This is a genomic window from Nonomuraea sp. NPDC049714 (genome assembly GCF_044465295.1).
GTDB lineage: Bacteria > Actinomycetota > Actinomycetes > Streptosporangiales > Streptosporangiaceae > Nonomuraea.
This window is the reverse complement of record NZ_JBITLM010000004.1, coordinates 558958-576834: the sequence shown is the minus strand read 5'-3', so window position 1 is coordinate 576834 and position 17877 is coordinate 558958. Positions and strand designations below refer to the sequence as shown.

At 70.3% G+C, this 17877-nt stretch carries 13 protein-coding genes; 6 read left to right on the top strand and 7 right to left on the bottom strand.

Going from position 1 to position 17877, the window contains the following annotated elements; translation table 11 throughout:
• The first annotated feature begins 129 nt into the window (after nt 1–129).
• Nucleotides 130–1239, top strand: a complete 1110-nt coding sequence (corA, locus tag ACIBQX_RS20355; protein WP_397006596.1) for a magnesium/cobalt transporter CorA — start codon at nt 130–132, stop codon at nt 1237–1239.
• Nucleotides 1240–1278: 39 nt separating this feature from the next.
• Here corA and ACIBQX_RS20350 read toward each other — a convergent pair whose 3' ends face one another.
• Nucleotides 1279–2184, bottom strand: coding sequence for a glycerophosphodiester phosphodiesterase family protein (locus ACIBQX_RS20350; protein WP_397006594.1), 906 nt, complete (start codon nt 2182–2184; stop codon nt 1279–1281).
• 212 nt (nt 2185–2396) lie between these two features.
• Between ACIBQX_RS20350 and ACIBQX_RS20345 the strand changes: the two genes are divergently transcribed.
• Nucleotides 2397–3014: a GNAT family N-acetyltransferase gene (locus tag ACIBQX_RS20345; RefSeq protein ID WP_397006592.1), complete on the top strand. Its 618-nt coding sequence runs from the start codon at nt 2397–2399 to the stop codon at nt 3012–3014.
• 3 nt (nt 3015–3017) lie between these two features.
• On the opposite strand, the gene ACIBQX_RS20340 is transcribed toward ACIBQX_RS20345, so the two are convergent.
• The 3 genes from ACIBQX_RS20340 to fbaA all read right to left on the bottom strand — a co-directional run bounded on the left by ACIBQX_RS20340 (nt 3018) and on the right by fbaA (nt 5866).
• A complete protein-coding gene (locus tag ACIBQX_RS20340) occupies nt 3018–4301 on the bottom strand; it encodes an adenylosuccinate synthase (RefSeq protein ID WP_397006590.1) in 1284 nt (427 codons plus the stop codon).
• 97 nt (nt 4302–4398) lie between these two features.
• A complete protein-coding gene (locus ACIBQX_RS20335; RefSeq protein WP_397006588.1) occupies nt 4399–4809 on the bottom strand; it encodes a DUF3151 domain-containing protein in 411 nt (136 codons plus the stop codon).
• 34 nt (nt 4810–4843) lie between these two features.
• Nucleotides 4844–5866 carry a class II fructose-bisphosphate aldolase gene (gene fbaA / locus ACIBQX_RS20330; protein WP_397006586.1) on the bottom strand — a complete coding sequence of 341 codons (1023 nt, stop codon included), beginning with the start codon at nt 5864–5866 and terminating at the stop codon, nt 4844–4846.
• 160 nt (nt 5867–6026) lie between these two features.
• On the opposite strand from fbaA, the gene ACIBQX_RS20325 reads away from it, so the two are divergent.
• Entirely contained in the window at nt 6027–6449 is a 423-nt protein-coding gene (locus tag ACIBQX_RS20325) for a hypothetical protein (protein WP_397006584.1), read from the top strand.
• Here the strand turns inward: ACIBQX_RS20325 and pyrE are convergent.
• Nucleotides 6424–6957: an orotate phosphoribosyltransferase gene (gene pyrE, locus ACIBQX_RS20320; RefSeq protein ID WP_397006582.1), complete on the bottom strand. Its 534-nt coding sequence runs from the start codon at nt 6955–6957 to the stop codon at nt 6424–6426. The two genes, ACIBQX_RS20325 and pyrE, sit on opposite strands and share 26 nt — an antisense overlap.
• Before the next feature lie 129 nt (nt 6958–7086).
• Between pyrE and ACIBQX_RS20315 the strand changes: the two genes are divergently transcribed.
• A complete protein-coding gene (locus tag ACIBQX_RS20315; protein ID WP_397006580.1) occupies nt 7087–9753 on the top strand; it encodes a sigma factor in 2667 nt (888 codons plus the stop codon).
• Between the two features lie 178 nt (nt 9754–9931).
• The gene (locus ACIBQX_RS20310; RefSeq protein WP_397006578.1) at nt 9932–11209 is read left to right on the top strand and encodes an NYN domain-containing protein; all 1278 of its coding nucleotides are present in this window, start codon (nt 9932–9934) and stop codon (nt 11207–11209) included.
• Nucleotides 11210–11403: 194 nt separating this feature from the next.
• Here ACIBQX_RS20310 and ACIBQX_RS20305 read toward each other — a convergent pair whose 3' ends face one another.
• Nucleotides 11404–12033 carry a two-component system response regulator gene (locus tag ACIBQX_RS20305; RefSeq protein WP_397006576.1) on the bottom strand — a complete coding sequence of 210 codons (630 nt, stop codon included), beginning with the start codon at nt 12031–12033 and terminating at the stop codon, nt 11404–11406.
• A 3-nt stretch (nt 12034–12036) separates the two neighbouring features.
• Nucleotides 12037–16203: a HAMP domain-containing protein gene (locus ACIBQX_RS20300; protein ID WP_397006574.1), complete on the bottom strand. Its 4167-nt coding sequence runs from the start codon at nt 16201–16203 to the stop codon at nt 12037–12039.
• Nucleotides 16204–16674: 471 nt separating this feature from the next.
• Here ACIBQX_RS20300 and ACIBQX_RS20295 point away from each other — a divergent pair, with 471 nt between their 5' ends.
• On the top strand, nt 16675–17868 hold the full coding sequence (locus tag ACIBQX_RS20295) for a PP2C family protein-serine/threonine phosphatase (RefSeq protein ID WP_397006572.1): 1194 nt from the start codon (nt 16675–16677) through the stop codon (nt 17866–17868).
• Nucleotides 17869–17877 lie beyond the last annotated feature (9 nt).

Genomic DNA, 17877 nt, shown 5'->3' with positions numbered 1-17877 from the left:
ACACGTACACCCCAGATACCCCCGACCACTCCAATCCGGCAGCCTGATCGTGCCTCCACGCATTCTTTTCGATTGAGGTGACATTTCATCGCGCGTGGAGCGTGCCAGGTCGGGCGGAAAGAGACTGCCATGCGCTCCTCGACACTCTTCCGTCGCATCAACCGTCACCCCGTACAGCGTCACCAGCCGCGCCAGCACGCGCAGCCGGTGCTTGAGGTCCGCGTGCCGCCCGTCGACTCCATCGTCGAGTACGCCGCCTACATCGACGGCCGCAAGACCACCGCCTCCGGCATCGTCGAGTGCCTGGACCTGGTCCGCAGCCACAACAAGGACTCCGGCGGCCCGAAGGCCTTCGTCTGGGTCGGGCTGCACGAGCCCGCGGCTCCCGAGGTGGAGTGGCTCGCCGAGGTCTTCGACCTGCACCCGCTGTCGGTGGAGGACGCCGTCAAGGCGCACCAGCGGCCCAAGGTCGAGCGCTACGGCGACTCCCTGTTCATGGTCCTCAAGACCATCGCCTACCTGGACCACGACGAGCTGACCGCGACCAGTGAGATCATCGCCACCGGCGAGATCATGGTGTTCCTCGGCGTGGACTTCGTGGTGACCGTGCGCCACGGCCGGCACTGCCCGCTCACGGAGGTGCGCGAGCGCATCGAGGACCGCCCCGAGTTGCTGGACCGCGGCCCGTCGGGCGTGCTGCACGCGATCTCCGACCATGTCGTGGACCGCTACCTTCAGGTGGCCGACCTGATGCAGATGGAGCTGGAAGAGGTCGAGGCCACCGTGTTCGCGGACGTCAGCTCCCGCGACATCAACCGGATCTACCAGCTCAAGCGGGAGATGCTGGAGCTCAAGCGGGCGGTCACCCCGTTGCAGGCGCCGCTGGCCGCCCTGCCCCAGCGCCGGGTGATCCCGTCGGAGATGCGCGAGTACTTCCGTGACGTCGGCGACCACCTGTCCCGGGTCTGCGAGCAGGTGGAGTCCTCCAACGAGCTGTGCAGCTCGATCCTGCAGGCGGCCCTGGCCCGCTCGAACGCGCTGGCCAACGAGGACATGCGCAAGATCTCGTCCTGGGTGGCGATCCTGGCCGTGCCCACGATGATCGCCGGCGTCTACGGCATGAACTTCGACTTCATGCCCGAGACCAAGCAGGTCTGGGGCTATCCGGCCGTCCTGGCCGTGATGATCACCGCCTGCGTCGTGCTGCATCGCGGCTTCCGCCGCAACGGCTGGTTGTAATCAGAGGCTGTAGTCGAATGTTGTAGCCAGACGCTGTAGTCAGACCCCGACCGGCTTGAGCGGGCCGACCGGCTCGGGCAGCTCGAGCCCGCGCTCCTGCCACACCTCACGCATGCGGTCCGGGTAGTCGGTGACGATGCCGGACACCCCGAGGTCGAGCATGCGCGCGGCGAGCGCGTGGTCGTTGACCGTCCAGACCGCCACGTCCAGGCCCGCCGCCGCGGCCTGGGACATCAGCCGCTCGTCCACCATGGCGTGCTCGGGCGAGAGCGTGGTGGCCCCCGCGTCGCGGGCGGCGGCGGGCACGTCGTCGCCCAGCGGGCCGTTCCAGTCCAGCGTGTCGAGCTCGATCAGCGCGAAACGCCGCGTGTCGGGAGCCAGCTCGGCCGCGCAGCCGAGGATCCGCCAGTCGAAGCTCAGGATCGCGGCGTTGCGCAGCCTGCCGTGCCGGTCGAGCTCGTCGATCACCATCTCGGTGAACAGCTCGGGGTCGGCGGTGAGCGCGGGCCTGGTCGGGTCGGACTTCAGCTCGACGTGCAGGCGTACGCCCTCGGCGGCGTAGGCGCCGGCCAGTCCGAGCACCGCGCCGAGCGTGGGCATCCTGGTGTCGGGCATCGCCACCTGCGTCACCGCGAACACGTCGTCGGGGTGCCGGGGCAGCCGCACGCCGACGTCCAGGGTGCGCAACTGCGCGAGGCTCAGCGAGTTGATGGGCTTGCCGACGTACGGGAAGGCGGGGTCGTCCGGTGTGACCGGTCGTGTGTCAGCGCTGGTCACGGCCGAGACCGTGAGGTCGTGCGTCAGCACGAGCCGCCGATCGGCGGTGAGCGCGACGTCGAGCTCGAGCGCGTGCACTCCGAGCTCCAGCGTACGGCTCATGCCGGGCAGCGTGTTCTCGGGCCAGAGGCCTCTCGCTCCCCGATGACCATGTATCTCAACGCGCACACCGGGGACACTACCGGGCGCGGGTCACCTCCACGCGCCGCCACGCCGTGTCCTTTTTGCGGTGATACGCGGAGTCCCTACCGCTGGTCGAGCGGCCAAGAGGCGACAACCTTCGCTTAACTTTCCGTACCCGATATTGAATCGATAAGTGCAACATCGTTGCAATAAGCTGGGGAACCATGACGGAGGCTCTCGTAACTACCCAACTCGACATGGTTCGGGCATGGGTGGACGGCTGGGTCATCTCTCGCAACACCCCGCCACCGGTGCCCGAGCCCTGGGGCTTCCGCGTCGACGTCGGCCTGCCCGGCCACGTGGCACGGCACATCCTGCCCACGCCGACGCCCGCCCTCGTCCAGCACCTGACGGCGGCCATCACCACCCCCGGCACCTGGCTGAAGCTCTGCGCCCCGGCGGAGCTGATCGCCCCATGGCTCCCGCCCACCTGGTCGATCGACCCGCCGGAGTTCATGATGACCAGCCCGCTGACACGCGAACGCGCAGAACCGCCCGCCGGCTACACGACGGCGATCACCACCCGCTCCGACGTCACCGCCGCCCGCCTGCTGACGGAGGCCGGCGAGATAGCCGCCCGCGGCCAGCTCGCCGTCGCCGGCCGGGTGGCGGTGGTGGACCGGGTCGAGACCGCCCCCGAGCACCGCCGCCGCGGCCTCGGCGGCGCCGTCATCCGGACGCTGATCGCCACCGCCGTCGCCAGAGGCGCGACCACCGGCGTCCTGGTGGCCACCCCCGAGGGCAGAGCGCTGTACGAGAGCCTCGGCTGGCGGCTGGTGACACCGGTGACCGCGGCGGTCCTGTCACCCCGTTAGGGGTCAGATCAGCGAGCGGATGACCAGCGTCTGGTCGCGGCCCGGCCCCACGCCGATGGCCGAGATCGGCGCGCCGCTCATCTCCTCCAGCGTGCGCACGTACGACTGCGCGTTCGGCGGGAGGTCGTCGAACGTCTTTGCGCCCGTGATGTCCTCCTGCCAGCCGGGGAACTCCTCGTAGATCGGCTTGGCGTGGTGGAAGTCCGTCTGCGTCATCGGGATCTCGTCGTGCCGGACCCCGTCCACGTCGTAGGCCACGCACACCGGGATCCGCTCCAGCCCGGACAGCACGTCCAGCTTGGTGAGGAAGAAGTCGGTGACCCCGTTGATGCGGGTCGCGTAACGGGCGATGACCGCGTCGAACCAGCCGCAGCGCCGGTTGCGCCCGGTGGTGACGCCGTACTCGCCGCCCGTCTGCCGCAGCCACTCGCCCATCTCGTCCTCCAGCTCCGTGGGGAACGGTCCGGAGCCGACGCGGGTGGTGTACGCCTTCAGGATGCCGATGATCCGGGTCAGCCGCGTCGGCGGGATGCCGGAGCCGGCGCAGGCGCCGCCCGAGGTGGGCGAGGAGGAGGTGACGAACGGGTAGGTGCCGTGGTCGATGTCCAGCAGCGTGCCCTGCCCGCCTTCGAGCAGCACGAACTTGCCCTCGTCCAGGGCGTTGCTCAGCACCAGCGAGGTGTCGGCGATGTGCGGCTTGAGCCGCTCGGCGTAGGCGAGGTACTCCTCCACGACCGCGTCCGGCTCGATGCCGCGGCGGTTGTAGAGCTTGGTGAGCACCTGGTTCTTCTCCGCCAGCGCCACCTCGATCTTCTTGGCCAGGATGCCCGGGTCGAGCAGGTCCTGGACCCGCACGCCCACGCGGTAGATCTTGTCGCCGTAGGCGGGGCCGATGCCGCGGCCGGTCGTGCCGATCCTGGCCTTGCCGAGGTAGCGCTCGGTGACCTTGTCCAGCGACTTGTGGTGCGGCATGATCAGATGCGCGTTGGCCGAGATGAGCAGCCGCTCGGCCGAGATGCCGCGCGCGGCCAGGCCGTCGATCTCGCCCAGCAGCACGCCGGGATCGATCACCACGCCGTTGCCGATCACGGGCACCACGTCCGGCGACAGGATGCCCGTCGGCAGCAGGTGCAGCGCGTATTTCTGGTCACCGATGACCACAGTGTGACCCGCGTTGTTACCGCCCTGGTAACGGACGACGTAGTCGACGTCGCCACCGAGAAGGTCGGTGGCCTTGCCCTTGCCCTCATCGCCCCATTGGGCTCCTACGAGAACGGCAGCCGGCATTGTGAGTCTCCCGAACACAAAACGAAACCCCTGGCGCAAGCACGACAGGGGCTCTTGCGTACAGAGACTACCCGAGTGGGCCCATTCGTCCCAAGCGCTAGCTCTTGGCCAGCGCGTCGTAGGCCTCCTGACTGCTGTCCTTGAGGAACTGGGTGCAGCGCTCGGCCTCGTCCTTCTCACCGATGGACTGGGCGGCCTTGGCCAGTGCGGCCAGGCAGCGCAGGAACCCCCGGTTCGGCTCGTGGTCCCAGGGGATGGGCCCGTGCCCCTTCCAGCCACTGCGGCGCAACTGGTCCAGGCCCCGGTGGTAGCCGGTGCGGGCGAAAGCGTAGGAGGTGACCGCGTGGCCCTGCGCGAAGTACTCCTCCGCGAGCTGGGCCCAGGCCGCGGGATATGCGGGGAACCGGGCGGCCACGTCAGCGGCCTTGGCGCCTGCTTCGAGCGCCTCCCTGGCCTCGGGCAGATCCGGCAGATGCGTCGGGGGCGGCCCGGCGAGAAGGTTATCCATAGGACAAGTCATACCCGCCGGGCCGTCAATGTGGCTAGGAGATCTTCGTCCCACTGCTCTTGAGGTGCTCACAGGCCTCGACGACACGGGCGGCCATGCCGGCCTCCGCGGCCTTGCCATAGGCGCGCGGGTCGTAGGCCTTCTTGTTGCCGACGTCGCCGTCGACCTTGAGCACGCCGTCGTAGTTGCGGAACATGTGGTCCGCCACCGGGCGGGTGAAGGCGTACTGCGTGTCGGTGTCCACGTTCATCTTGACCACCCCGTAGGAGATGGCCTCGTGGATCTCCTCCATCAGCGAGCCGGAGCCGCCGTGGAAGACCAGGTCGAACGGCTTCTCCTTGCCGTACTTGGCGCCGACCGCCTCCTGGATGTCCTTGAGCACGCTGGGCCGCAGCTTGACGTGACCGGGCTTGTAGACGCCGTGCACATTGCCGAACGTGGCGGCCAGCATGTAGCGGCCCCGCTCGCCCAGCCCGACGGCCTCGGCGGTGGCCAGGGCGTCACCCGGGGTGGTGTAGAGCTTCTCGTTGATCTCGCCGACGACGCCGTCCTCCTCGCCGCCGACCACGCCGATCTCCATCTCCATGATGATCCTGGCGCGGGCGCACTTGTCGAGGAGTTCCTCGGCGATCTGCAGGTTCTCCTCCAGGGGTACGGCCGAGCCGTCCCACATGTGCGACTGGAAGAGCGGGTCGAGCCCCTTGGCCACCCGCTCCAGCGAGATGTCGATCAGCGGCCGCATGAAGCCGTCGAGCTTGTTCTTCGGGCAGTGGTCGGTGTGCAGGGCCACGGTCACCGGATACTTGGCGGCCACCACGCGGGCGTACTCGGCCAGCGCGGTCGCGCCCACCACCATGTCCTTGACCGTGGCGCCCGACAGGAACTCGGCGCCGCCGGTGGACACCTGGACGATGCCGTCGCTCTCCGCCTCGGCGAAGCCGCGCAGCGCGGCGTTCAGCGTCTGGGAGGAGGTCACGTTGATCGCTGGGTAGGCGAACCCGCCAGCCTTGGCACGGTCGAGCATCTCGGCGTAGACCTCTGGGGTCGCTATAGGCATGAGTCATCTCCCTGAGAAGTACGGCTTCGCGGTGCCAGTATCCCGGTCTGCTACCCGCCGTGGTAGAGACAACGCCCGCTCGGCTTTCGCGGCTGCTCAGGAGGGGACGCCACCGGCGGGCAACGGGAAAGCCGCCTTACCACCAGGTACGCTCCCCACTGTGGGACGCCACAGGTCAGCCCCGATGGGCCTCGCCCGCCTGATGCTCGCCGTGCTCGCGGCCGTGGCGGTGGTGACGCTCCTGGTGATCGGCGGGCGGGCGCTGTTCGCCTCGGCCGGCGGCGAGCGGGTGCCCGTGCGCGAGCCCGCCTCCGGCAGTCCCTCCAGCAGCGCCCCGGTGCCGACCGTGCGCATCGAGTGCGTGGCCGACACCTGCCCCCTGGTGACCGTACGGGTGCCCGGCGGCGACGTGCTGCAGCACCGCGACATGAGCAGGGGCGAAGAGGTCAGCTACTTCGAGCCGGAGCTGGACGTGGTGCTGTCCGACGCCGGCACGGTCCGCGTCACCGAGAACGGCGAGCGGCGGCCTCAGGGAGAGCCGGGGGAGCGGGAGGCCTTCACAGCCCGAGGTCCTGGAGAGTGAAGGCCGTGCGGTAGTCCAGGCCCTCCTCCGCCATCCGGGCGCTCGCCCCCCTGTCGACGATCGTGGCGACCGCCACCACCTCGGCGCCCGCCTCGCGCAACGCCTCGACGGCGGTCAGCGGGGAGGAGCCGGTCGTGGAGGTGTCCTCGACCGCCAGCACCCGCCGGCCCTTCACCTCCGGTCCCTCGATCCTGCGCTGCATGCCGTGCGCCTTCTGCGCCTTGCGCACCACGAACGCGTCCAGCGTGCGGCCCCGCGCCGCCGCGGCGTGCAGCATGGCCGTCGCCACCGGGTCCGCGCCGAGCGTGAGCCCGCCCACCGCGTCGAACTCCAGATCCGCGGTGAGGTCGAGCATGACCCGCCCGACCAGGGGCGCGGCCACCCCGTCGAGAGTGATGCGGCGCAGGTCGAGATAGAAGTCGGCCTCCTTGCCGGAGGAGAGCACCACGCGGCCGTGCACGACGGCCTTCTTCTTGATCTCGGCCAGCAGGCTGTCGCGGTCTGTCATGGAACCAAGCTTAGAGTCCGAATCAGGTGATCCAAGCCCCTCCCATAGGCAAAGAGGCGCGTTCGGTTTAACCATGGGGGTGGGTGCGGAATGACTGTGCGGGCAACGGTTCGTAACCGCGAGGTCACTATGAGTGTGGAATCACCGCAGAGCGACACAGAGCTCCTTCATGCCGTCAGAGCGGGCAATGCCCCCGCCTACGGCCGGCTCTACGAGCGCCACGTCGCGGCCGCCCGCGCCCTGGCCCGCCAGCTCGTCCACGGTGAGGACGAGGTCGAGGACGTGGTCGCCGAGTCCTTCACCAAGATCCTGGACCTGGTGGGCCGCGGCGGCGGGCCGGACACCGCCTTCAGGACCTACCTGCTGACCGTGGTCCGCCGGACCGTCCACGACCGCTCCCGGGTCCAGATCCACCAGGTGACGAGCGGCGAGGTCGAGCTGTTCGACCCCGGCATGCCCTTCACCGACCCGGCGCTGACCGGGCTCGAAGGCTCGCTGATCGCCAAGGCCTACCTGTCGCTGCCCGAGCGGTGGCGCGCCGTCCTCTGGCACACCGAGGTCGAGCGCGCCCGGCCCGCCGACGTCGCGCCCCTGCTGGGCCTGTCGACCAACGGGGTGGCCGCGCTCGCCTACCGGGCCCGCGAAGGCCTGCGCCAGGCCTACCTGCAGGCCCACCTCGCGAGTTCGCCGCCGCCCGAGTGCAGGCCGGTGCTCGGCAGGCTCGGCGCGTACGTCAGGGGAGGGCTGACCCGGCGCGACGCCAAGGCCGTGGACGAGCACGTGAGCGACTGCTCCGGCTGCCACACCGTCCTGCGGGAGCTGACCGAGGTCAACCGGAGCCTGCGCGCCGTCGTCGGCCCTCTCGTCCTCGGCACGGCCGCCGCCGGCTACGCCACCGCGATGACCGAGCCCGGCTTCGCCCACGGCTGGCTGATGACGAGCGGCCTGCCACGCGCCCTCGGCCTGATGCGGCGGCTGCCCGGCCGGCAGTGGCTCGTCGTGGCCGGCGGGGCCGCCACGGTGCTGGCCGTGGCCGCCTCCTTCGCCCTGGTCCCCGCCGACCCGCCGGCCCCGGTCACCCGATCCGCGGGGTCCGTCCAGCCGTCACCCCTCCAGGCGCCGCCCCTGACCCCCTCCCACGTCCTGCCCACGCCCCTTCCCGAACGCGTCCCCGCCCGCGAACCCGCCGCGCCTCCCGCCCACGACCGCCCCGAACCGGCCGGAGCGGGCCTGCGCGCCACGATCGCCGTCATGGGCTCGCTGGTACGCGCCCAGCGCGGGATCGTCGCCATGCGCCTCCACAACGACGGCGACGCACCCAGCGAGGGGATCTACACGGCCATCGAACTGCCACCGGGCGTCACCCTGGTGACCCCCCGCCCCGACAGCGTCACCCCGATCACCCAGCCTGCGCCCGCCGATGGCCTGCGAGAAGCAGGAGCGCCCCCCGAGACCCACTCGGCCCGGCCGGGCCGTGTCGGCAGGGTGGCGCAGGTCGCGTCAGGTGGTCGTACCGGGAGTGGGGTGGCGGTCGCGGCGGGCGGCTGGGGCGCTCCCGTACGGCCGGTGGGGATCGCGGACGGCTGGTCGTGCCGTCCGGCCGGGAGCGGAGCGAGGTGTGCCAGGAGGCCGCTGGCTCCGGGGCGCAGGACGGCGGTGTTCCTGCGGGTGCAGGTGGCCGCCGAGGCGCCGGTGGGTAAGAGGCCTGCCCTGCGGGTCGAGGCCGGCTCCGTCAAGCTCACCGCGAGGGCCGCCACGGGGGTGCGGCCCTCCGGTGTCCCCGCCAGATTCGCCGCCGACGGCAAGGTCACCGTCAGGGCGGTCGGCAACTCGTTCCTGACCTGCCCGGCCGAGCGCGAGGACTGCCTGGAGGCCCGGCTCCGCAGGGGAGACCAGCGTGACAACGACCTGTGGCCGATGCGCCTGCTCGACGAGGACAGGGCGGCCGGCACCCACGCCTCCAGCGGAGCCGAACTCGCCCTGCCCAAGGGGGGCCGCGTCGTCTGGGCGGGCCTCTACTGGTCCGCGACCGCCACAGAAGCCGGCCCCATCAAGCTCAGGCCCCCGGGCCGCAAGCGCTACGTGACCATCCTCCCCAGCCAGGTGGCCCACCGCGACCTGCCCGCAGGACCCGCCTACCAGGCGTACGCGGACGTCACCGGCCTGGTCGGCGGCGTCCGCCGCCAGGGAACCTGGTGGGCGGCGGACGCACCGATGGGCGCCCTGCCATCCGACTACGAATCCGACTACGAATCCGATCCGTCATCCGACGAGGCGGCTGCGCCGATGGGCGACCCGCAGTCCGACCCTGGGACACGCCCGCCGGCGGAAGCCGTCGCGCCGGTGGGGGTGGCTGTTCGTGCTGGGCTCGGGGGGCACGCGGGGTGGAGTCTCGTGGTGGTCGTCACCGACCCGCGCAGGCCGTACAGCCAGGCTGTCGTGCTCGACGGCGCCGCCGTGATCGGCGGCGGGACGGGGCCGGTACGGATGCCGCTCGGTGGGCTGGAGCCCGCCGGCTCGCCCGCGAGGGCGGAGCTGGTGACCTGGGAGGGCGACGCCGACCTCGGCGGTGACAAGGTGTCGCTCGGCTCCGGCCCACTGGAGCCGGCCGGGGGCGACCGGGATCCGGCGAACGTGTTCGACGGCTCCTCCAACGGTGTGGCGGAGATGACGTTCGGTGTCGACGTCGATACGGTCAGCGCCGAACTCAGGGCCCGCCCGGGGCTGGCGATCGTCGCGGAGAAGGACGTCGTGCTGTTCGGAGTCGCCGCCGTGAGTGTGCGAGCACGACCGTGACCGATATCAGGACAAACTGGTACGGTTCGCCTAATTGGCGAGGCACCGCGCAGGTCCAGGGGCGAATCGTCGGGATTAACCCTCGCACGATCACCAGCTTTCATTACCCTGAGACAGGGCCGCCGAGTCCGGCTCTGACGGTGCAGAGCCAGCAAGTCGGACCACCAAGAAAGGGGCGGTGTCAGTGGATCGCTGCGCGCTGTTCGTGGACGCTGGCTATCTGCTGGCCGACGGCGCGATGGCCGTACATGGGACCCGCCATCGCGAATCCGTCTCCTGGGACTACCCAGGTCTGCTGCAGCTCCTGTCGGGCCTGTCAGGTGAGCGTACCGGCCTGCCGCTGCTGCGCTGCTACTGGTACGAAGCGACGGTCGAAGGCCGCCGCACCCCCGAGCACGACGTGCTCGCCGACATCCCCGGCCTCAAGCTGCGCCTGTCGCGCATCCGGCCGGGCCGCCGCGAGGGCGTCGACGCGCAGGTCCACCGCGACCTGATGACCCTGGCCCGCAACAGCGCCATTTGCGACGCGGTCGTGGTCAGCGGCGACGAGGACCTGGCCCAGGTGGTCTGCGATGCGCAGGACCTCGGCATCAGGGTCACCGTGGTGCACATCGCCGCCGACGCGAGCTGGGCCGTGTCCCGCACGCTCAGGCAGGAGAGCGACGACCTCATCGAGCTCGGCGGCGCCAACCTGCGCCCCTACGTCACCCTGGTGACCGGCACGAGCGAGGCGTCCAACGGCCACCACCAGGCGGTCAGCAACGGCCACGGCTCCCACTCGCTGCCGCCCGCCACCTCGTCGCCGCCGCCTTCGCTGCCGGCCCCGTCGCTGCCGTCGGCGATGCAGTCGTCGCTGCCGTCCGCCTCGTCGAGCACCGGCAGCCACGCCTCGCCGCACTCCGGCAGTCACGCCGCCCACCACTCGGGCGCCCAGGCGCAGAGCCAGCCGTCCTCCAACGGTCCCTCCGCCGGCCGCGGGCAGTCCTCCAATCCGCCCGCGCTGCCCACCTACTCCTATCCCGATCCGCCCTCGCCCTCGCCTTCGCAGCAGTCGGCGCCGGCCACCGGCCCCATGCAGCAGCAGTCGCCGACGACCGGCCAGTTCTCCTCCCCGGCCAGCAGCGGCACCTACCAGCCGTCACAGCTCGGCGCCTACACGGGCCCGCAGTCCGCGCCCGTCGCGCCGCCGTCCGCCGCCACGGCCGGAGCCACCACGCTGTCCGACGCGGTCAAGTCCGCCCACCGGGAAGGCCACGACTTCGGCGAGTCCGTGGCCCGCGACGCCCCCGCCCTCTGGCTTGAGGCCGTCCTCGCCCGCAAACCCCGGATGCCCTCGGACCTGGAGGCCCGCCTGCTCCAGGGCTCCTCCCTCCCGATCGACTTCCTCCTGCACGACGAGGTCCGCCACGCCCTGCGCCGCGGCTTCTGGGACGCCCTCGAACGCGCCAGACACTGACAGCAGCGACCCCCCAGACGGCGTCGCCGGCGGGCGGGCCCTCCCGGGCAGGCCGTAAAAGCATCTCCTCCGAGAGGAGAGGTCTCCGCCAGAGCGGCCCCGAGAGGCGAGAAGTTCCTTTGGGAGGAGGGGCTTTCCCAGAGTGGCCCCGGAGGAGAGGGGCTTGCCGAGGGAAGGTGCCCGAGGAGGGGTTGTTACGCGAGGGCGTCGAAGCCGGAGCGGAGGCTGGCGACGCGGTCGGCGAGGTCGGTGAGGGGGCTGGTGAGGGCGGGATCCTGGGACTTGCGGGCCAGCTCGCGCACCCGGGCGAGCTCCTCCTCGACGGCTGTGAGCCGCCGGGACAGCTCCGGCAGGACCGCGCCCTGTTCGCCCGCGCCCGGCGGCAGCTCGCCGGCGAGGCGGTCGCGCAGGAGGGAGGCCTGCTCGGCGAGCCGCTTGTTCATGTTGTACAGCTCGCTGAACACCGACACCTTGGCCCGCAGCACCCACGGGTCGAACGGCTTGGTGAGGTAGTCGACGGCGCCGGCCGCGTAGCCCCGGAAGGCGTAGTCGGGCGCGCTGTCGACCACCGTCAGGAAGATGATCGGGATGTTACGGGTGCGCTCACGCCGCTTGATGTGCGCGGCGGTCTCGAACCCATCCATGCCGGGCATCCGCACGTCCAGCAGGATGAGCGAGAACTCGGTGTTGAGCAGCGCCTTGAGCGCCTCCTCGCCGGACCTGGCGCGCACCGGCACCAGGTCGAGCGAGCTGAGGATGGCCTCAAGCGCGATCAGATTCTCCTCGCGGTCATCGACCAGGAGGATCTTCGCTCGATCGGACATCGATCACGACCCTTCGGGTGATGAGTCGGTCACGGGGGTCCGCCCTCGGCTGAGCCAGCCGCGCAGCCTTTCGAGCAGGCGATCCACATCGACCGGCTTGGGCACATAGTCCGATGCGCCCGAGGCGATGCTCTTCTCACGGTCTCCGCGCATGACCTTGGCGGTCAGCGCGATGATCGGCAGGTCGGCGAACTGCGGCATGCGCCGGATGGCGGACGTCGTCGCCCAGCCGTCCATCTCCGGCATCATGATGTCCATCAGCACGAGCGCGACATCCTCGTTCCGTTCGAGCTGCTCGATCCCCTCACGTCCGTTTTCAGCGTAGACGATCGTGGAGCCGTGTCGCTCCAGCACGCTGGTCAGCGCGAACACGTTGCGGATGTCGTCGTCGACGATGAGGATCTTCGCGCCGCTGAGCGGGTCGTCGCCCTGCCACTGGCTGCTCTCGACCGGCGCCTCGACCAGCTCGGGCAGCGGCAGGTCCAGCGGCATCGGGGGCTCCGGCGCCTCGGGCTCCTCGACGGAGGCGGTCATGAGCTGCCTGCGGGGCGCGCCGCCGTCGGTGGCCGCGAGCGGGCCGGTGTAGGAGGCGGGCAGGTAGAGGGTGAACGTGCTGCCCTTGCCCAGCTCGCTGTCCACGTGGATCTCGCCGCCGAGCAGCCGGGCGATGTCCCGGCAGATGGCCAGGCCGAGGCCGGTGCCGCCGTACTTGCGGCTGGTGGTGCCGTCGGCCTGCCTGAACGCCTCGAAGATGACCTCGCGCTTGTCCGGCGCGATGCCGATGCCGGTGTCGACCACCTGGAAGGCGAGCAGGTCGTGGGCGGCGTGCAGGGTCTCGTCGTCGAAGTCGACGTCGTCGGGGGCCGGCACCACCCGCAGCTTCACCTCGCCCTTCGGGGTGAACTTCACCGCGTTGGACAGCAGGTTGCGCAGCACCTGCTGCAGGCGCTGCTCGTCGGCGCGCAGCTCCTGCGGCACGTCCGGATCGACGTCCACGGTGAGCGTCAGGCCCTTGTCGGCCGCCAGCGGGGCGAACGCCGCCTCCAGCAGGTCGACCAGCTTCGGCAGCGACACCTGGATCGGGTGGATGTCCATCCGGCCCGCCTCGACCTTGGACAGGTCGAGCATGTCGTTGATGAGCTGGAGCAGCGCCGAGCCGGCGCCGTGGATGGTGCGGGCGAACTCGACCTGCTGCGAGGTCAGGTTGCCCTCGGCGTTCTCGGTGAGCAGCTTGGCCAGCACCAGGAGGCTGTTGAGCGGCGTGCGCAGCTCGTGGGACATGTTGGCGAGGAACTCGGACTTGTAGCGGGAGGAGACCGCGAGCTGCTCGGCGCGCTCCTCCAGAGTCCGGCGGGCCTGCTCGATCTGGAAGTTCTGGATCTCGATCGCGCGGTTCTGCTTGGCCAGCAGGGCCGCCTTGTCCTCCAGCTCGGCGTTGGACCTGCGCAGCTCCTCCTGCTGGCGCTGCAGCTCGTGGGAGCGCTCCTGCAGCTCGCGGGTGAGGCGCTGCGACTCGGTCAGCAGGTCCTCGGTCCGCGAGTTGGCGATGATCGTGTTCATGGTGACGCCGATGGTCTCCACGAGCTGCGTCAGGAAGTCCAGGTGGACCTCGCCGAACGGGGTGAAGGAGGCCAGCTCCAGCACGCCGAGCACGCGGCTCTCGAACAGGATCGGCAGCACCACGATCTGCGCGGGGGTCGACTGACTGAGCCCGCTGTCGATGGTGATGAACTTCGGTGGCACGTCGTCGAGGATGATGTGGCGGCCCTCCGCGGCCGCCTGGCCGACGATGCCCTCGCCGATGGCGAAGCGCTGGCGCGGGCCCCGTTCGGGCCGTACGCCGTAGCCGCCGATCAGCAGCAGCTCGTGCTCGCCCTCGGGGTCGACCCCGTAGAAGGCGCCGTAGCGGGCCGACACCAGTGGCGTCAGCTCGCTCATCGTCAGCTTGGCGACCTCGAACAGGTCGCGGTGACCCTGCATGAGCCGGGAGATGCGGGCCAGGTTGGACTTGAGCCAGTCCTGCTCCTGGTTGGCCTGGGTGGTCTCGCGGAGGTTGGCCACCATCGAGTTGATGTAGTCCTTGAGCTCCGCCAGCTCGCCCTGCGCCTCGACGGCGATCGAGCGGGTCAGGTCGCCGCGCGCCACGGCGCTGGTCACGGTGGCGATGGCGCGGACCTGGGTGGTGAGGTTGCCCGCCAGCTCGTTGACGCTCTCGGTGAGCCGCTTCCAGGTGCCTTCGACGCCTTCGACGCGGGCCTGGCCGCCGAGCTGGCCCTCGGAGCCCACCTCGCGGGCGACTCGGGTGACCTCGGAGGCGAAGGACGACAGCTGGTCGACCATCCGGTTGATGGTGGTCTTCAGCGCGAGGATCTCACCCTGCGCGTCCACGTCGATCTTGCGGGTGAGGTCGCCGTTGGCGACCGCGGTGGTCACTTCGGCGATGTTGCGCACCTGGTACGTCAGGTTGTTCGCCATGAAGTTGACGTTGTCGGTGAGGTCCTGCCAGACGCCCGACACGCCCTGCACCCGCGCCTGGCCGCCGAGCTGCCCCTGCGTGCCGACCTCGCGGGCGACTCGGGTCACCTCGTCGGCGAAGGAGGACAGCTGGTCCACCATCGTGTTGAGGGTGTCCTTGAGCTGGAGGATCTCGCCCTGGGCGTCGACGGTGATCTTCTTGGACAGGTTGCCCTGCGCCACCGCCGACGACACCGCCGCGATCTGGCGCACCTGGGAGGTCAGGTTGTTGGCCATCGAGTTGACGTTCTCCGTGAGGTCCTTCCAGACCCCGGAGACGCCGCGTACCTGCGCCTGGCCGCCGAGCTGGCCCTCGGTGCCGACCTCGCGGGCGACTCGGGTGACCTCGGAGGCGAAGGACGACAGCTGGTCGACCATCGTGTTCATGGTCGACTTGAGCTCCAGGATCTCGCCCTGGGCGTCGACGTCGATCTTGCGGGTGAGGTCGCCGTTGGCGACGGCCGTGGTCACCTGGGCGATGTTGCGGACCTGGTACGTCAGGTTGTTGGCCATCGAGTTGACGTTGTCGGTGAGGTCCTTCCAGACGCCCGACACGCCCTTGACCTCGGCGCGACCGCCCAGCTTGCCCTCGGTGCCGACCTCGCGGGCGACTCGGGTCACCTCGTCGGCGAAGGAGGACAGCTGGTCCACCATCGTGTTGAGGGTGTCCTTGAGCTGGAGGATCTCGCCCTGGGCATCGACGGTGATCTTCTTGGACAGGTTGCCCTGCGCCACCGCGGTCGCCACGGTGGCGATGCTGCGCACCTGGGAGGTCAGGTTGTTGGCCATGAAGTTGACGTTGTCGGTGAGGTCCTTCCAGACGCCCGACACGCCCGTCACCTGCGCCTGGCCGCCGAGCTGACCCTCGGTGCCGACCTCGCGGGCGACTCGGGTCACCTCCTCGGCGAAGCCGGACAGCTGGTCGACCATGGTGTTGACGGTGTTCTTCAGCTCGAACATCTCGCCCACCGCGTCGACCGTCACCTTGCGGCTCAGGTCGCCCTTGGCCACCGCGGTGGTCACCACCGCGATGTCGCGCACCTGCGCGGCCACGCGGGACGACATGGTGTTGACCGCCTCGGTGAGGTCGCGCCAGCTCCCGGACATGCCCCGCAGGTTGGCGCTGCCGCCGAGCCGTCCCTCGGTGCCGGCCTCCCTGGCCACATGGGTCACCTCGGAGTTGAACAGGGCGAGCTGGTCCACCATCCCGTTGATGGCCTTGCCGAGCCGGCGCACCTCACCGCGGGCCGAGCGGTCGAGGTCGATCCGGCGCGAGAGGTCACCCTTCGCAACCGCGTCGATGACGTCCGCGGCGCCGCTCACCGGGCTGACGAGGGCGTCGATCAGCGCGTTGACCGACTCCACGCTCTCGGCCCAGGCCCCCACGCCCGGCCCCGGCGTCAGCCGCTCGCCGAACCGGCCTTCCTTGACAACCTCTCGGCGTACTCTGCTCAGTTCGTTGGTGAGGTGCTCACGACGGTCTGCCACCTCGTTGAGCAGCAACCGCACCTCGCTGAGCACGCCGTCAGGCGCGTGCGGGACCCGACGCCGGAAGTCACCGTCACGCCAGGAGAACAGCGTCTCCAGGATCGGGACGAGATCCGCCTCGGTGTAGGTCCTCTCCTCAGCAGTCGGCACGGTCTTGGCCGTTGTCATGGGGCCTCCTTCACTCGCGGGTGACTCCGACGAGTGATTCAAGTCTGTCACGATGAGTAGCTCGTAGTCCTGTCCTTGGATTTACCCCAAGTCAACGGGAAGTGTGGTAGGCACGGTGGGATGACTGCTTCTGCTCATGCGGTGCTCGCGGCTACGTTCGCGCCCGACGAGACCGCTGTGATGGATGCGATGAGGTTCACGCGCGAGGTGATGACCGCGTGGGCCACCGGAGGCATGCTCCATATCGCCGAGCAGGTCGCGGGCGATCTTGCGGCACAGGTCGTAGACGAGCCGTTTGAGATGATCTGGAAGCATTACGGAGATGCTGTCCAGGTCGAGCTGAGGCAGCGAAGCACGTCACAGGGCGATCCGAAGGCTCCTTCCGTCAACGTGGAGCAGTGGGGGATCACCTTCGCGGGCGATTCCCGTGTCCACTGGGCTAGGCTCACGCTACCTGGCTCTCCGGACCAAGTGGGTTCGGAGTGGCTGGAGCACACCTCCAGAGGGCCACACTGGCTGGGCTTCCTCGCCGACGCCAGCGATCTGCTGGCCGGCACGCTCGATCCCGACATGGTGCCCGCCATCATCGCCCAGATCGTGGTGCCCCGGCTGAGCAGTTGGTGCGCCGTCTACACCGCCGACAGCGCGTCCGGGCCGCTGCGCCTGGTCTACCTGTGGCACGCCGACGAGGCCAGGATCGACGGGCTGCGCGAGCAGCTCGCCGAGATGGACGTGAGCGCCGTCGGCACCCGCGTCGCCTCGACCTTCCACCTGGCCGACTCCCAGGTGCTCGCCGTCCCGCTGACCGCCAGGGGCCGCGGCCTCGGGGTGATGTGCCTGGGCCGGCCCGACCGCTTCACCGACGAGGTCATCCAGTTCGCCGAGGACATCGGCAGGCGCGCCGCGCTGGCCACCGACAACGCCAGGGTGTACGCCCAGCAGGCCGCCGCCAACCGCGCCCTGCAGCGCAGCCTGCTGCCACCGAGCGAGCCGGAGGTGCCCGGCCTCGACTACGGCGTCGTCTACGAGCCCGCAGGCGAGGTCAACGAGGTCGGCGGCGACTTCTACGACCTGTTCAAGGCCGGCGACGACTGCTGGCGGTTCGCGATCGGCGACGTCTGCGGCACCGGTCCCGAGGCCGCCGCCGTCACCGGTCTGGCCCGCCACACACTGCGGTTGCTCGCCCGCGAGGGCTACGGCGTGGCCGCCGTGCTCGGCCGCCTCAACCAGGCGATCCTCGAAGAGGGGGAGCGGGCCAGGTTCCTGACCCTGCTGCACGGCGACATCACGCCGGTGGAGACGGGCCTGGAGGTGCGGCTGGTGTCCGCCGGTCACCCCGAGGCGCTGTGCCTCAGGGCGAACGGCGAGGTGGAGGCGGTGACCACCCCGCAGTCGCTGCTCGGCGTCTTCCAGGAGGTGGTGTTCGAGGCCGACACCATCCACCTCGACCACGGCGACGTGTTGCTCGCGGTCACCGACGGGGTGACCGAGCGGCGGTCGGACGGCCGCCTGCTCGACGACGACGGCGGCCTGGCCAAGATGCTCGCCGAGTGCGCGGGGCTGTCGGCCAGAGCCGTGGCCGAGCGGATCCGCAGAGGGGCCGCGGACTTCGCGGTCGAGCCGAGCGCCGACGACCTGGCCATCCTGGTCCTGCGCGCCCGCTGACCGCCGGGT

Coding starts and splice junctions, on each gene's coding strand:
- pyrE (WP_397006582.1), bottom strand. CDS start 6,957: ATGACAGACCGCGACAGCCTGCTGGCCGAGATCAAGAAGAAGGCCGTC.
- ACIBQX_RS20305 (WP_397006576.1), bottom strand. CDS start 12,033: ATGTCCGATCGAGCGAAGATCCTCCTGGTCGATGACCGCGAGGAGAAT.
- corA (WP_397006596.1), top strand. CDS start 130: ATGCGCTCCTCGACACTCTTCCGTCGCATCAACCGTCACCCCGTACAG.
- ACIBQX_RS20340 (WP_397006590.1), bottom strand. CDS start 4,301: ATGCCGGCTGCCGTTCTCGTAGGAGCCCAATGGGGCGATGAGGGCAAG.
- ACIBQX_RS20335 (WP_397006588.1), bottom strand. CDS start 4,809: ATGGATAACCTTCTCGCCGGGCCGCCCCCGACGCATCTGCCGGATCTG.
- fbaA (WP_397006586.1), bottom strand. CDS start 5,866: ATGCCTATAGCGACCCCAGAGGTCTACGCCGAGATGCTCGACCGTGCC.
- ACIBQX_RS20300 (WP_397006574.1), bottom strand. CDS start 16,203: ATGACAACGGCCAAGACCGTGCCGACTGCTGAGGAGAGGACCTACACC.
- ACIBQX_RS20345 (WP_397006592.1), top strand. CDS start 2,397: ATGGTTCGGGCATGGGTGGACGGCTGGGTCATCTCTCGCAACACCCCG.
- ACIBQX_RS20315 (WP_397006580.1), top strand. CDS start 7,087: ATGAGTGTGGAATCACCGCAGAGCGACACAGAGCTCCTTCATGCCGTC.